Source organism: Streptomyces sp. NPDC052236, from assembly GCF_044548015.1.
GTDB lineage: Bacteria > Actinomycetota > Actinomycetes > Streptomycetales > Streptomycetaceae > Streptomyces.
On the sequence record NZ_JBIUBL010000018.1, the window covers coordinates 121,790 to 134,990 of the forward strand.

General features: G+C 70.5%; 12 protein-coding genes. 2 read left to right on the top strand and 10 right to left on the bottom strand.

The genetic code is table 11. The features are described from left to right. Positions 1–47 precede the first annotated feature (47 nt). The 10 genes from ACIHCQ_RS27475 to solA all read right to left on the bottom strand — a co-directional run bounded on the left by ACIHCQ_RS27475 (position 48) and on the right by solA (position 11,048). The gene (locus ACIHCQ_RS27475; protein WP_399667662.1) at positions 48–986 is read right to left on the bottom strand and encodes an aldo/keto reductase; all 939 of its coding nucleotides are present in this window, start codon (positions 984–986) and stop codon (positions 48–50) included. Continuing rightward, positions 983–2,443, bottom strand: a complete 1,461-nt coding sequence (locus ACIHCQ_RS27480) for an aldehyde dehydrogenase family protein (protein WP_399667665.1) — start codon at positions 2,441–2,443, stop codon at positions 983–985. The genes ACIHCQ_RS27475 and ACIHCQ_RS27480 overlap by 4 nt, the downstream gene beginning before the upstream one ends. Further along, positions 2,440–3,393 (bottom strand): succinylglutamate desuccinylase/aspartoacylase family protein, encoded by a 954-nt coding sequence (locus tag ACIHCQ_RS27485; protein ID WP_399667668.1) that lies wholly within the window; start codon positions 3,391–3,393, stop codon positions 2,440–2,442. The genes ACIHCQ_RS27480 and ACIHCQ_RS27485 overlap by 4 nt, the downstream gene beginning before the upstream one ends. Positions 3,394–3,416: 23 nt before the next feature. Continuing rightward, entirely contained in the window at positions 3,417–4,778 is a 1,362-nt protein-coding gene (locus tag ACIHCQ_RS27490) for an aminotransferase class III-fold pyridoxal phosphate-dependent enzyme (RefSeq protein WP_399667671.1), read from the bottom strand. After that, entirely contained in the window at positions 4,775–5,641 is an 867-nt protein-coding gene (locus ACIHCQ_RS27495; RefSeq protein ID WP_399667673.1) for an ABC transporter permease, read from the bottom strand. Before ACIHCQ_RS27495 ends, ACIHCQ_RS27490 begins: the two co-directional genes overlap by 4 nt. Continuing rightward, positions 5,638–6,531 carry an ABC transporter permease gene (locus tag ACIHCQ_RS27500; RefSeq protein WP_399667677.1) on the bottom strand — a complete coding sequence of 298 codons (894 nt, stop codon included), beginning with the start codon at positions 6,529–6,531 and terminating at the stop codon, positions 5,638–5,640. Before ACIHCQ_RS27500 ends, ACIHCQ_RS27495 begins: the two co-directional genes overlap by 4 nt. Positions 6,532–6,534: 3 nt before the next feature. Continuing rightward, entirely contained in the window at positions 6,535–7,674 is a 1,140-nt protein-coding gene (locus tag ACIHCQ_RS27505; protein ID WP_399667681.1) for an ABC transporter ATP-binding protein, read from the bottom strand. Beyond that, positions 7,667–8,770, bottom strand: coding sequence for an extracellular solute-binding protein (locus tag ACIHCQ_RS27510; RefSeq protein ID WP_399667683.1), 1,104 nt, complete (start codon positions 8,768–8,770; stop codon positions 7,667–7,669). The genes ACIHCQ_RS27505 and ACIHCQ_RS27510 overlap by 8 nt, the downstream gene beginning before the upstream one ends. Positions 8,771–8,844: 74 nt before the next feature. Continuing rightward, the gene (locus tag ACIHCQ_RS27515; protein WP_399667686.1) at positions 8,845–9,906 is read right to left on the bottom strand and encodes a succinylglutamate desuccinylase/aspartoacylase family protein; all 1,062 of its coding nucleotides are present in this window, start codon (positions 9,904–9,906) and stop codon (positions 8,845–8,847) included. A 2-nt stretch (positions 9,907–9,908) separates the two neighbouring features. Next, complete coding sequence (gene solA / locus ACIHCQ_RS27520; RefSeq protein ID WP_399667688.1) at positions 9,909–11,048, bottom strand: N-methyl-L-tryptophan oxidase; 1,140 nt, start codon at positions 11,046–11,048, stop codon at positions 9,909–9,911. A gap of 280 nt (positions 11,049–11,328) precedes the next feature. Here solA and ACIHCQ_RS27525 point away from each other — a divergent pair, with 280 nt between their 5' ends. Together ACIHCQ_RS27525 and ACIHCQ_RS27530 are read left to right on the top strand one after the other, a co-directional pair. After that, positions 11,329–12,075 (top strand): IclR family transcriptional regulator, encoded by a 747-nt coding sequence (locus ACIHCQ_RS27525; protein WP_399667823.1) that lies wholly within the window; start codon positions 11,329–11,331, stop codon positions 12,073–12,075. 336 nt (positions 12,076–12,411) lie between these two features. Continuing rightward, a complete protein-coding gene (locus ACIHCQ_RS27530) occupies positions 12,412–13,155 on the top strand; it encodes an IclR family transcriptional regulator (protein WP_399667826.1) in 744 nt (247 codons plus the stop codon). Positions 13,156–13,201 lie beyond the last annotated feature (46 nt).

Sequence of the window (13,201 nt, forward strand, 5' to 3'; positions counted from 1 at the left end):
CCTCAGTCTCGCGGGTTTCCGGATTTCCAGGGGGTGGGGTGGGGGCTTCAGACGACGCGTTCGCCGGGGGCGACGATCACGTCCAGTGCGGCCAGGTCGGCCGGGCTCGGGGTCCAGTCGGCCGCCGCCGCGTTGGCGGTGACCTGCTCGGGGGTCATGGCGCCGCAGATGACGGAGCCGACGGCGGGCAGGGCCGCCAGGCCGCCGACCGCGACCTGGAGCAAGGTCAGGCCGCGTTCGGTGCCGTACGCGGTGAGCGCCTCGGCCTTGTCGAGGGCCGCGTCGGTGAGCCAGCCCTGCCGCCAGGACAGCCGGCTGCCGGGCGGGGGCCGCTCGCCGCGCCGGTACTTGCCGCTGAGCAGGCCGTTGGCCAGCGGGTAGTACGGCAGCAGGCCGACGCCGTGGCGCAGGCAGGCCGGGATCAGGTCCCGCTCCACGCCGCGGTCGAGCAGGTGATAGCGGGCCTGGGTGGAGACGAAGGCGTCGGTGAGGTCCTCGGCCGGGAGGTTGGAGCAGCCGATGTACCGGATCTTGCCCTCGTCGACCAGCTCTCGGAGCGCGGCCACCGTCTCCTCCAGCGGGGTGACGCCGTCCGGCTCGTGGTACTGGTACAGGTCGATCCGGTCCGTGACGAGCCGGCGCAGCGACGCCTCCACCGCGTACCGGAGGTAGGCGCGGGCTCCGCGCGGCCCGTACAGGTCGGCGTCCCCGCCCATCTCCATGCCGAACTTGGTGGCCAGCACGACCTCGTCGCGGCGCCTCTTGAGGGCGGCGCCGAGGAGCCGTTCACCGTCACCGCGCCCGGTGCCGCTCTCCCCGAACCCGCCGTACATGTCGGCGGTGTCGAAGAGGGTGATCCCGGCGTCGAGGGCCGCGTGGACGACGGCCTTCGTTCCGTCCTCGTCGAGGCGGGAGCCGAAGTTGTTGCCGCCGACGCCCACCACGGAGACGGCCGGGCCGCGTTCACCGAGCGTGCGGTATCTCATGACCGGCTCCCGAAGCCGATGCAGACGTTCTTGGTCTGCGTGTAGCTGTCGAGTGCTGCGAGGCCCTTCTCGCGGCCCCAGCCGCTGTGCTTGTAGCCGCCGAAGGGGAGTTCCACGCCGGTGCCGACACCGGTGGCGTTGACGTAGACCTGGCCGGCCCGGATGCCCTCGGCGAGCCGCATCGCCTTGTCGATGTCACGGGTCCAGACATACGAGGCGAGGCCGTACGGGCTGTCGTTGGCGATGTCCAGGGCCTCGTCGGCGTCGTCGAACTCGATGACGGTGACGACGGGGCCGAAGATCTCCTCGCGGGCGCAGCGGGCGTCGTTGGTCAGGCCGGTCAGGACGGTCGGCTCGACGTAGTAGCCGTCGGCCAGGGCCGGGTCGGACGGCGCTCGGCCGCCGGCCCGTGCCACGGCGCCCTCCTCGCGGGCCAGGTCCAGGTAGCCCAGCACCCGGTCGCGCTGCCGGGCGGCAACCAGCGGGCCGATGTCCGGGTCGGTGAGACCCGGGCCGACGCGCAGTGCGGCGGCGTGGGCGACAAGCTTGTCGAGGAACTCCTCGGCGCCGCGCTGGAGCAGTAGCCGGGTGCCGGCCGAGCAGGTCTGGCCGGCGTTACCGAAAGCCGAGGCGGCGACGGCACCGAGGGCCAGGTCGAAGTCGGCGTCGGCGAAGACGACGACCGGGGACTTGCCGCCCAGCTCCGTGACCGAGGGGACCACGTTGGCCGCGGCGGCCTGGGCGACCTTGATGCCGGTCGGCACCGAGCCGGTGAAGGTGACCTGGTTGATGTCCGGGTGCCCGGCGAGGGCCGCGCCGGTCTCGCCGTCGCCGGGGACGACGTTCAGGACGCCCGGCGGGAGGCCGCACTCCAGGGCGATCCGGGCGATCTCCAGCGGGGTGAGGGGCGCCTCCGGGGAGGGCTTGAGCACCACCGTGCAGCCTGCCGCCAGCGCGGGGGCGGAGCCCCGCGCGGTGTTCTGCAGCGGGTAGTTGAAAGGGATGATCTGGCCGGAGACACCGATCGGCTCGCGGACGGTGTAGTCGATGAGGCCGGGCCCGAGGGGGATCGTGGTGCCGCCGAGCTTGTCGGCGACGCCCGCGTAGAACTCGAAGTACCGGGCTGCCGCTTCGACATCGGCCTTCGCCTGGCGGAGCGGCTTGCCGACGTCCTGGCTCTCCAGACGCGCCAGCCGTTCACCCTGGTAGCGGATGGCCTCCGCGATCCGGTAGAGGATCTGGCCCCGGTCAGCGGCGCGCATCCCGGCCCACTCGGGAGAGGTGAACGCCGCCCGTGCGGCAGCCACCGCCTGGTTTACGTCCGCCTCGCCGGCCAGCGCCACCTGGGCGATGGCCGTCCCGTCGGAGGGGTCGAGGACCGTGAAGGAGCGGCCGTCGGCGGCGGGGACCTGCTTGCCGTCGATGAGCAGCTCGGTCAGCTGCAGTTCGCCGGTCATGGCCGGATCTCCCCCAGTACCTCACCGAAGATGACGACCTCGTCGCCGGGACGCACCGTACGGATCCGGCGGACCCAGAGCACGATGCCGTCCTGCGGGGCAAGGACCTCCTCCAGCGTGTTGCCGTAGTGGTCGACGATGGTGGCGATCAGGTCGCCTTCCTTGCAGTTCTCCCCCGGCTCGGCGCGAGCGACGAAGAAGCCGCCGGAGGCGGAGCGGGCGAAGGTGCCGGAGACGGTGGTGTAGGTGTCCCGCAGCTCCGCCTCGCCGTCGATCATGCCGAGGCTGCGCAGGACGTTGCGGATCGAGTTCATGTGCGTCTCGACGTTGGTCTCACGGTAGGTGCCGCCGCCGACCTCGATGGTGATGGCGGGCTTGCCCGCCGCGAGAGCGGGGTGGCGGATCGTGCCGCCCCACTTGCCGCCCTTCCAGACCAGCTCGTGACCGGCCGCCAGCGCCAGGTCGGTGGCCAGGTCCTCGTAGCCGCCCTGGAGGATGACCAGCGGGGCGATCTCGCCGTAGGCGCCACCGGTGTGCAGGTCGACCAGGGCGTCGACGGCCGGCACGACCTGCTCGACGAAGGTGGCGGCCAGCCGCTGGGAATACGAGCCCTCCGCGTCACCGGGGAAGATGCGGTTGAGGTTGAGGTGGTCGATGCCGCTGGCGCGGGCGGCTGCCTCGAAGGCGGGGGTGTTCAGGCAGGGGATGCCGACGACGGTGCCGCGCAGGGTGGCCGGGTCGATCTCGGCGAGCACGCGCCGGACGGCCTCCTGGCCGTCGTACTCGTCGCCGTGTACGCCCGCGTCCACACACAGGACCGGGCCGTCCTGCACGCCGTTGACGACGATCAGCGGAATGCCGAGCTCCACTCCGTAGGTGCTGGTGCCGACCGGGATGAGGCCTTGGGCGCGCTCGCCGGGGGCGACGGTCAGCGGACCGATGGAGTACATGTGGTTCCTTCCCAATACGTGGATCAGATGCGGGCGGACGCCTCGGCGAGGGTGCCGGCGACGATCGCGGCGATACGGTCGAGCAGAGCGCGGTCGCTGATCAGCGGGGGCGCGATCTGGACCAGCGGCGCGGAACGGTTGTAGACACGGGCCAGCAGGCCGGCTTCACGCAGCCGACGCGGGATCAGGCCGGCGATCAGATCGGCCCGGACGCGGTCGCTGAAACCGCCGCCGTCGAGGTCGCCGACGAGTTCGCAGGAGTAGAAGAACCCGGTGCCGCGGACATCGCCGACGATCGGCAGGTCCGTGAGGGCCGCCATGCGTTGCGCCAGGTCGTCCTGGAGGCCGCGGACGTTGTCCAGGATCCGGTCCCGCTCCATGATCTCCAGGTTGCGCAGGGCGATGGCCGCGCTCAGCGGGTGCCCGGCGAAGGTGTAGCCGTGGTTGAGGACCGCGCCGGGCCGGTTGATGACCTCGGTGACCTTGGTGCTCACCAAGGTGGCGCCCATCGGGGCGTATCCGGCGGTGATGCCCTTGGCGACGGTGACCATGTCCGGGCGGGCGCCGTAGAGGTCACCGCCGAACCACTCGCCGACGCGGCCGAAGGCGGTGATCACCTCGTCGGCGACGAGCAGGAAGCCGTACCGGTCGGCCAGCGCCCGCAACCCCTGCCAGTAGCCCTGAGGCGGGGTGATGCAGCCGCCGCGGTTCTGCACCGGCTCGGCGATCAGCATGGCGATCGTCTCCGGGCCCTCGGCCAGGATCTCGGCCTCCAGCTCGGCCAGCAGGTGCGCGGTGAAAGCGGTGTCGTCGGCGAACTCCGGTGCGAGGCCGAAGCGGCTGGTGTTCGACACGAACCGGGTGTCGATCGCGGGCGGACCGTACGGGTCCGTCAGGCCGGGGTCGTCGGTGAGGGACAGGGCCCCGATGGTCAGGCCGTGGTAGGCGCCGCGCCGGGCGATGGCCTTGGTGCGGTCCGCTTCGCCCCGCAGGGCGTGGTACCGGCGGGCGATCTTCCAGGCGGTCTCGACGGCTTCGGCGCCGCCGCCGGAGAAGAAGGTGTGCTCGATGCCGACGGGGGCGATCCGGGACAGCCGCTCGGCGAGTTCGATCGCCGTCGGGTGCGCGGAGCCGGTCCACAGCGGGCTGTAGCACAGCTCGCGCAGTTGCTTGTCCGCCGCCTCGGCGAACTCGGGGCCGTAGGAGTAGCCGAGCTGGCAGCAGTACAGCCCCGACAGGCCGTCGATGTAGCGCCTGCCGTCGGCGTCCTCGACGTACGGGCCCTCCCCCCGCCGGACGACCAGGAGGTCCTCGCCGTCCGGGCCGAACGAGCCGTTGGGGGTCATGTGGAGCAGCAGGTGCCGCTGAGCGGTGGCGGTGGTCATACGGCCTCGCCTCCGGGGTTGGCGATGCCTGCCGTGTTCTCGACCGAGAGGAGGGAGTCCTGTCGTCCGGAGCCGAGCCAGCGCACCAGGGCCACCAGGGCGAGGGCGAGGATCGCGATGGCGATGAGGATGGCGCTGACCGCGGTGACGCTGGGGTCGATCTCGAAGGTGAGGGAGTTGTAGACCTGCACGGGCAGGGTGACGGTGTCGACGGAGGAGAGGAACTGGGAGATGTAGAACTCGTCGAAGCTGGTGATGAAGGAGAAGATCGCCGCGGCGATCATTCCGGGGGCGGCGAGGGGGAAGGTGATCCGCCGGGCGATGGTCAGGCGGCCGGCGCCCATGCTGGCGGCGGCGTCCTCCAGGCGTTCGTCGATCCCGCGCAGGGTCGCGATCAGGATCAGTACCGCGATCGGCGAGGCCAGGACGGTGTGGCCCAGGGCGATGGCGATGGGGCTGCCCAGCATCGCGGCGGGCTCGAACAGCAGGAACAGGCCCAGCGCGGTGACGATCTGCGGGATGACCAGCGGTCCGAGGACCAGGGCGAAGACCGCCGAGCGCAGCGGGAGTTCGCTTCGGGTGAGGGCGGTTGCCGCGGTGACACCGATGATCAGTGAGAACACGGTGCTCAGGGAGGCGATCAGGGCGCTCAGGGAGAGCGCGGCCGGCCATTTGCTGCCGTCGGCGAACAGTGCCTTGTACCAGTTCAGTGTCCACACTTCGGGCGGGAAATCCGCGAAGGCGTTGTTGCTGAAGGAGGTGACGAGGATGACGACGATCGGCAGCGCCAGGAACAGCAGGATCACGGTGGCGACGGCGGTCAGGACGATCCGTCCCAGGAGGGTGCTGCGCAGCTCCATCATGACGCGCTCCTCTTCTTACGGCTGGCGCCCAGGGAGCTGATGAGCTTGACCAGCAGCAGTCCGGCGAAGGTGAGCAGCAGCAGGATGACGCCCTGAGCGGCCGCCCCGTTCCACTGGTTGTCCTTCGTCACCTGCTGGTTGATGAGGGTGGCGATCATCGTCTGGTTGGGTCCGCCCATCAGGGCGGGGGTGATGTAGTAGCCCAGGGAGAGGATGAAGCTGAGCAGTCCGGCACTGGCCAGGCCGGGGGCGACCAGCGGCAGGTAGACCCGGCGGAAGATCGTCACGCGTCCCGCGCCCATGCTGGAGGCGGCCGCGAGGAGCCGCCGGTCCACACCGCGCATCACGCCGTACAGCAGCAGCACGGTGTAGGGCAGCATCATGGAGGTGGTGCCGATGACCACACCGAGTTCGTTGTAGAGCAGCTGATACGGCGCCCCCGGTATCCACAGGTTGCCCAGGGTCTCGTTCACCAGGCCCTTGTCGCCGAGCATGATGATCCAGCCGTAGGTGCGTACCAGGGCGCTGATGAAGTGCGGGACGACGACGACCAGCATCGCCAGTCCGGCCCACAGGGGCTTGAGCCGGGTGATCGCGTTGGCCAGGACGAAGCCGAAGACGAGGCTGAACAGCGCCGTCTCCGCGGAGATCCGCAGCGTGGTGAACAGCACCGCGAGGTTGACCCCGGTCAGCGCCTCGACGTACCAGTGCAGGGTGAGCGATCCGCCGGCGTCCTGCAGGCTGAGGAAGAGCGTGCTGAAGATCGGGTAGACGAACAGCACCAGCAGGTAGACGACGACGGGCAGCGCGTAGAGGATGCCGACGCGGGTCTTGCGCGAGGCCAGGAGCTTGCGCGGACGGGCGGGGGCGGTGGCGGTGAGGGCGGCCATGGCTCACCCATCCTGTTCGGTGGGGAAGAGGTTGACGTCCTCGGGGTGGACGGTGATCCCGACCCGCTCGCCGGCGACGGGGCCGCGGCCGGCCGGTACTTCCAGGCGCAGCAGCGGCGCGTCACCGCCATCGACCCGCACACCCGCGCGGACCAGAGTGCCCACGTACGTGGCGGTCTCCACCGTGCCGGTACAGACGCCGTCGTCGGTGGCGCAGGCCCGCAGCCGGCCCGGCTGGACCGCGACCTTGACCTGCGCGCCGGAGGCGAGGTCATGGCGGCGCGCCTTCAGCAGGCCGCCACTGTTGTCGAGGCGGACCAGGGTGTGCTCGTCGGTGTGCTTCTCCACCCGGCCGGGCAGGAAGTTGGCCGCGCCGAGGAAGTCCGCGACGAAGGGAGTCCTCGGCCGCTCGAACAGCTCCCGGGGCGTGTCGAACTGCTCGATCAGGCCGTTGCGCATCACCGCGATGCGGTCGGACATGACCAGCGCTTCTTCCTGGTCGTGCGTCACGTAGATGACGGTCAGGCCGAGTTCCTGCTGGATGGTCTTGATCTCGACCTGGAGCTGGTCGCGGAGCTTCTTGTCCAGGGCGCCCAGCGGCTCGTCCATGAGGATGACCGGCGGGCGGTAGACCAGCGCCCGGCACAGGGCGACACGCTGCTGCTGACCGCCGGACAGCTCACGCGGCTTGCGGCCGCCGAACCCGGACAGGCCGGCGATCTCCAGCGTCTCCCCGACCCGCTTGCGGATCTCGGCCTTCGGCACCCCGCGCAGCGTGAGCGGGAAGGCGACGTTCTCGTGCACGGTCATGTGCGGGAAGAGCAGATACTGCTGGAAGACGAACCCCAGGCCCCGCTTCTGCGGCGCGAGCCGGGTCACATCACGGCCTCCGACGGTGATGGTGCCGGAGTCGGGTTCGCAGAACCCGGCGATCATCATCAGGGTCGTGGTCTTGCCCGACCCCGACGAGCCGAGGAAGGTGACAAACTCCCCCGCCGCGATCTCCATGGACGCCTCGTCGACCGCGACGACATCCCCGTACGTCTTGCGCAGGCCCACCACCGACAGTGCTTTGCCGGTCGAGGCGGCCGGCTTGCCGCCGACCACCTTCACCGACGGTGTGACCACACCGAATTCACCCACGAGCCCACTCCAGCCAGCGCTTGGTGACGGCGGATTCGTTCTTCAGCCACCAGTCGATGTCGGTGTCGAAGCCCTTGTCGTAGTACTTCGGCGCACCGGCCAGCGCGTTGCGCTCGTCCTCGGTGAGCTTGGCGTAGGCCAGCGGAGAGGACGGGTTCGACGGGAAGGCCTTGGCCAGGCTGGCCTGGATCTCGGCACGCAGCGCGAAGTCCATGAGTTGGTAGGCGTTGTCCGCGTTGGCCGCGCCCTTGGCGATGGCGTAGCCCTGGAACTGGCGGCGCATGCCGTTGAGCTGCCGTGCGACCGGGACGCCCTGCTTCTGCAGATCGGCGATCCGGCCGTCCCAGACGGTGGACATCGTCACCTCCTGGCGGCTGAGGAGCACACCGGGCAGCGGGCCGCTGTCCCAGAACTTCTTGATGTCGGACCGCAGCCGGGTCAGCACCTTGAAGGCGCGGTCCACATCGAGCGGGTACAGCTTGTCCATGGGGACGCCGTCGGCCAGCAGCGCGAACTCCAGCTCGGGCAGGTCACCGTCCGGGTTACACATCGAACGGCCGCCCTTGAACGCCTTGGTGTCCCAGAAGTCCGCCCACGACTCGGGCTTGCGGCCACCGAAGGCATCGGTGCGGTAGGCGATGCACTGGCCGTAGAAGGCGCTGCCGATGGCGTGCTCGGTGATCTGGTTGTCGGGGATCTTCGCGCTCTTCACGCTCTTGACCCGCTCGGGGTCCAGCGTCTCCAGGGCGTCCTGGGCCACGTACTTGGTGTGGGACATCATCGAGTTGTTGATGAGGTCGCACTGCGGGCGGCCCTGCTTGATCTGGGCCAGCAGCGGGGCGTCGTCCAAGTTGAGCACCTTGACGGCGATCCCGGTCTCCTGCGTGAACGGCGTGTAGATCGCCTTCTGCAGAGCCGCGCCGTAGGAACCGCCGCTGTCACGGACGATCACCGTCTTACCGCCGCCCTTGCCTCCGCCGGACACACGGCTGGTGCCGGTGCCACAGGCGCTGAGGGTGGTCGCGGCGGCGACACCCGCCGTGACCCCGCCTATTCCTCGCAGAAAGAGTCTGCGGTCTATCCGGGCGTCTTTCATGGTGTGCCTCCTGGTGGTGCCGGCCGCGCGAAGAGGAGCGGCTGGGGACGGGGGAAGGGGGGCTTGAAGGGGGGCTAGATGCGGGGACCCGCCTCGTCGGATCCGGCACCCATACCGGGGGCCCGGAGGGTGTCGAGGTGCGCGACCGTGTCGGGGTCCCACGGGACGGCGAGGGCGGCGAGTTCGGTGCCGGGGGCGACGGTGAGGCCGTGCATGCCGTAGAAGATCCGTCCACCGGCCGGGGCATGGACCGTGTGCTCCGTGCCGTCGGCCGGGTCGACGATGCGGCCCAGAACGTCGCCTTCGGCTACGTCGCCGATGATGTCGGCGTCGAAGGAGAACTCCGGGTACCACAGGCCGGTGGCCTCGGATGTGACTCCGGCGGACCAGACCCACTCGCGGATCGGCGCCGGGGCGGAGCCGTCCTGGTCGAGGACGCCCAGGTGGCGCAGTGCTGTGAGGAGGCCGTCGACGCGGCGGAGGGCCGTGGGCTCGTCCCGCTGGCCGAGTGAGCCCACCTCGACGAGGACCGCCGAGATGCCCCGGCGGGCGGCGGCCGCGTGGCTGTTGCCGCCCTCGGCCGTCAGCCCGATGATGACGTCCTCGATGCCGAAGGAGCCTGCCAGTTCGGCCGTCGCTTTGTCGAGGTCCGGGGCACCGGTGAGGCGGTAGCCGACGAAGTCCCGCAGGACCTGGTCGATGCCGCCGCAGTGCAGGTCGATGTAGACGTCGGCGCCGTCGACGAGGTGGGTGAAGAGCCAGGCGGCCAGCCGCTCGGTGGGGCTGCCGTCCGGGTCGCCGGGGAAGACGCGGTTGATGTTCACGCCGTCGACCGGGGAGACGTTGAGCCGGCCCTGGTACACGGCGGGAGGGTTCGCGACCGGGCAGATGATCACCTGCCCGTGCACCTCGCGGGGGTCCAGCCTGTCCGCCAGTCGTACGACGGCGTCGATGGGGGTGAACTCGCCGCCGTGCACACCCGCGGTGATGACGACCCGGGGGCCGGGGCGGGAGCCGTTGACCAGGGTCAGCGGGATGTCCGGGGTGAGGGTGCCGAGGTCGGCCCGGACAGTGCCGCGCGCCTTGGTGCCGGGCTCGGCGTGCAGGGCGCCGACGGAGAGGGTGGCGTCGTTCATGGTCATGCCTCCGTACGGCCGACGGTGGAGATGAAGTCGATGGGCTGGGGCGAGGTGCCGTCCAGCGCCAGGTCGGCGGCGATGTCGCCGAAAGCGGGCGAGAGCTTGAAGCCGTGGCCGGAGAAACCGGCGAGCAGGATCACGTTCTCGGCGCCGGGCAGCGGTCCGACCAAGGGGCGGCTGCTCTCGGTGTAGCCCTCCATGTAGACGGAGAGCCGGGTCGGGTCCGGGTACAGGTCCGGCATGTGACGCCCAATCAACTCGGAGAAGATCTCCAGCTCCTCGGGCCGCACCGTCCGCTCCAGCTGGTTCGGATCGCCCGCGGGCCGGTGCAGGGCGCGAGAGAGGCCGAGCTTGACCGAGATGCCGTCCGGGGAGGGCAGGCCGTAGCAGTGAGTGGGCGCGGTACGGATGAACGCCGGGCGCTCCTCGCCGAACCAGGCCTCGGGGGTCGTGGGCACGTACCAGGCGCTGACCAGGCGGCGGACGTCCACCTCCCACGGCAGGTCGGGCAGCAGGTCGTTGACCCAGGGGCCGGGGGTGACGACGGCAGTGTCGAAGCGCTCGCTGCCGGCGTCGGTGCGGATCTCGACACCGCCCGCGACGGGGACGATCTCGCGGACCGTGCTGTAGCGGTGGATCACGGCACCCAGCTGCTCGGCGCGGCGGGCGGCGGTCTGGATGGTCAGCTCAGGGCGGATGAAACCGGCGCGGCGGTCGAGCACGGCCGCGTCGCCGTCCTCGATGCGGTACTGGGGGAATCGCTTCGCGAGAAGCTCGGCGTCGAGCACCTCGTGGTCGAGGTCGTGCTCCGCGATGGACTGCAGGACGGTGGACATCTGGTGGTGCCCGGTCGGCCCCATCAGCAGACATCCGGTCAGTCGGCGCAGCTCACGGCCGGTCTCCTCCTGGAGCTGCTCCCACAGGGCGTCGGCGTGCTTGAGCAGCGGAACGTACCGGGAGTCCTCGAAGTGCGCGCTGCGGAAGATCCGGGTCTCACCGCCGGCGGCACCGCGGTCGTGGCCGGGGGCGAACCGGTCGTACCCGACGACCTCGGCGCCGCGGGCCGCCAGCCGCCAGGCGGCCTGGCTGCCCATCGTTCCGACGCCGACGACGGCGACGCGCTTCCTGGCAGCTGACACAGGACTTTCCTTTCGTATCGCCGGGGCGCATGCTGGGCGCCCGACGTGAGGCTGGTCGATTCGAGGTGGTTTGGACGGGGGCCGGGCCCTTTCTTCGGGCCCTCGGCTCACAGCCGCCATGTCTCGCGATGTCGGCCCATTTCTTCGGGATCCCTTGGGTCGTGCCACATTGTGGCACGCCGTGCTAGAATCTGGCACAGACAATGACAGTGGCTCGGGCGGGAGTCAAGAGGGTGTTCATCAGAAATTCCGAGGATTAACAGGGGGAAACTGGATGGAAATGAAGAGCGTCACCAGATCGCTGCGCATCCTGGAGGCGGTCGCCCAGCATCAGCCGGTCACCGTCGGGGAGTTGACGAAACTCTTCGGTCTCCCCAAGTCGACCGTGCAGCGCACCCTGGTCACCCTGGCCGAGGCGGGCTGGTTGCGCGCGAACCGCAGGGACACCACCCGCTGGGAGATCGGCGCCCGGGTACTGGCCGTACGACCCGCCGCCCTCCAGGGCTCCAGCCTGTTCGCCGCCGCCCGCGAACCCATGATCCGCCTCCGGGACACGGTGAACGAGACCATCCACCTGTCGGTGCCCGACGCACTGCAGTGCATGGTCGTGGTGGACCGCGTCGACTGCGACCACCCCGTGCGGACCTTCCACACCATCGGCGACACCTCTCCGCTGCACGCCACCGCCGTCGGGCGCGCCATCCTCGCCCACGCCCCGAAGAAGGACGTCGAGGAACTCATCACGCGGGGACTGGAGCGCTTCAGCGACACCACCCCCGCCGACCCCGACGAACTGCGCGCCGAGCTGGACCGGATCCGCACCGACGGCTACGCGATCAACCGGAACCAGTTCCGGCCGGGCGTCTGCGCCCTCGCCGCCCCCGTGCTCGACGAAAGCGGGACGCCGCTGGCCGCCGTGGCGGTCTCGATGCCCGACTCCCGGTACGACGCCAACCGGGTGCCCGAGTGGGGCGGCCTCGTCGCCGGCACGGCAGCGGAGATCAGCGGGCGCCTACTGGACGCCTGACGGAAGGCGGGGCCCAGGAGGGCCCCGGACCGGCAAGGGCCGGCTTGCACGCGTCGGAGCGTGCGGGCCGGCCCTTGCCGCATGTCAGGGCAGCCCTCGCCCTGAGGCCGGCCGGGGGGAGGTCCCGGGCCCAGGGCGGCCGCCCCGCGCGGCACGGCGGGGCGGGGCCAGGGCGCTCCCGCCGTTCATCGCCGCAAAGGTCATCGGACCCACTCCACCGCCATGCCGCATCGTGGAACGCCGTGCTAGAATCCGGCACGGATCATGCCCATGACTCCGGAAGGGAGTCATGAGGTGAGCACGACGAAACCACGACTGGCGGGGGCCCGGATGGAAATGAAGAGCGTCACCAGGTCACTGCGCATCCTGGAGGCGGTCGCCCGGCATCAGCCCGTGACCCTGGGTGAGCTGACGAAGCTCTTCGGCCTGCCGAAGTCGACCGTGCAGCGCACCCTGGTCACGCTCAACGAGGCGGGCTGGCTCCGGGCCAACCGCAGGGACACTACGCGCTGGGAGATCGGCGCCCGCATCCTCGCCGTACGACCCGCCGCCCTCCAGGGCTCCAGCCTGTTCGCCGCCGCCCGCGAACCCATGATCCGCCTCCGGGACACGGTGAACGAGACCATCCATCTCTCGGTGCCCGACGCCCTGCACAGCATGGTCGTCGTCGACCGCGTCGACTGCGACCACGCCGTACGGACCTTCCACACCATCGGCGACACCTCACCCCTGCACGCCACGGCCGCCGGGCACGCGATCCTCGCGCATCTCCCGAATCCCGAGGTCGACGAGTTCGCGACGGGCACATTCGAGGGGTACGGCGAGGAGACCATCACCGACCCGAAGGAGCTGCGCACGGAGCTGCACCGGGTCAAAGAGCGTGGATACGCCGTGAACCACAACCAGTACCTCCAGGGTGTCTGCGCCATCGCGGCCCCCGTCCTGGACGGTGACGGCGTCCCGCTGGCCGCCGTGGCCGTCTCCCTGCCCGACTCGCGCTTCGAGCCCGGCCGGCTCGCGGAGCTGGGGCGGCTGGTGACCGAGACGGCGGCGGAGATCACCGCGCGCCACCTGCGCTGAGGGCGGGCCCACCCCTCTGCGGCGGGGCCGACCTGACCCCGTACCC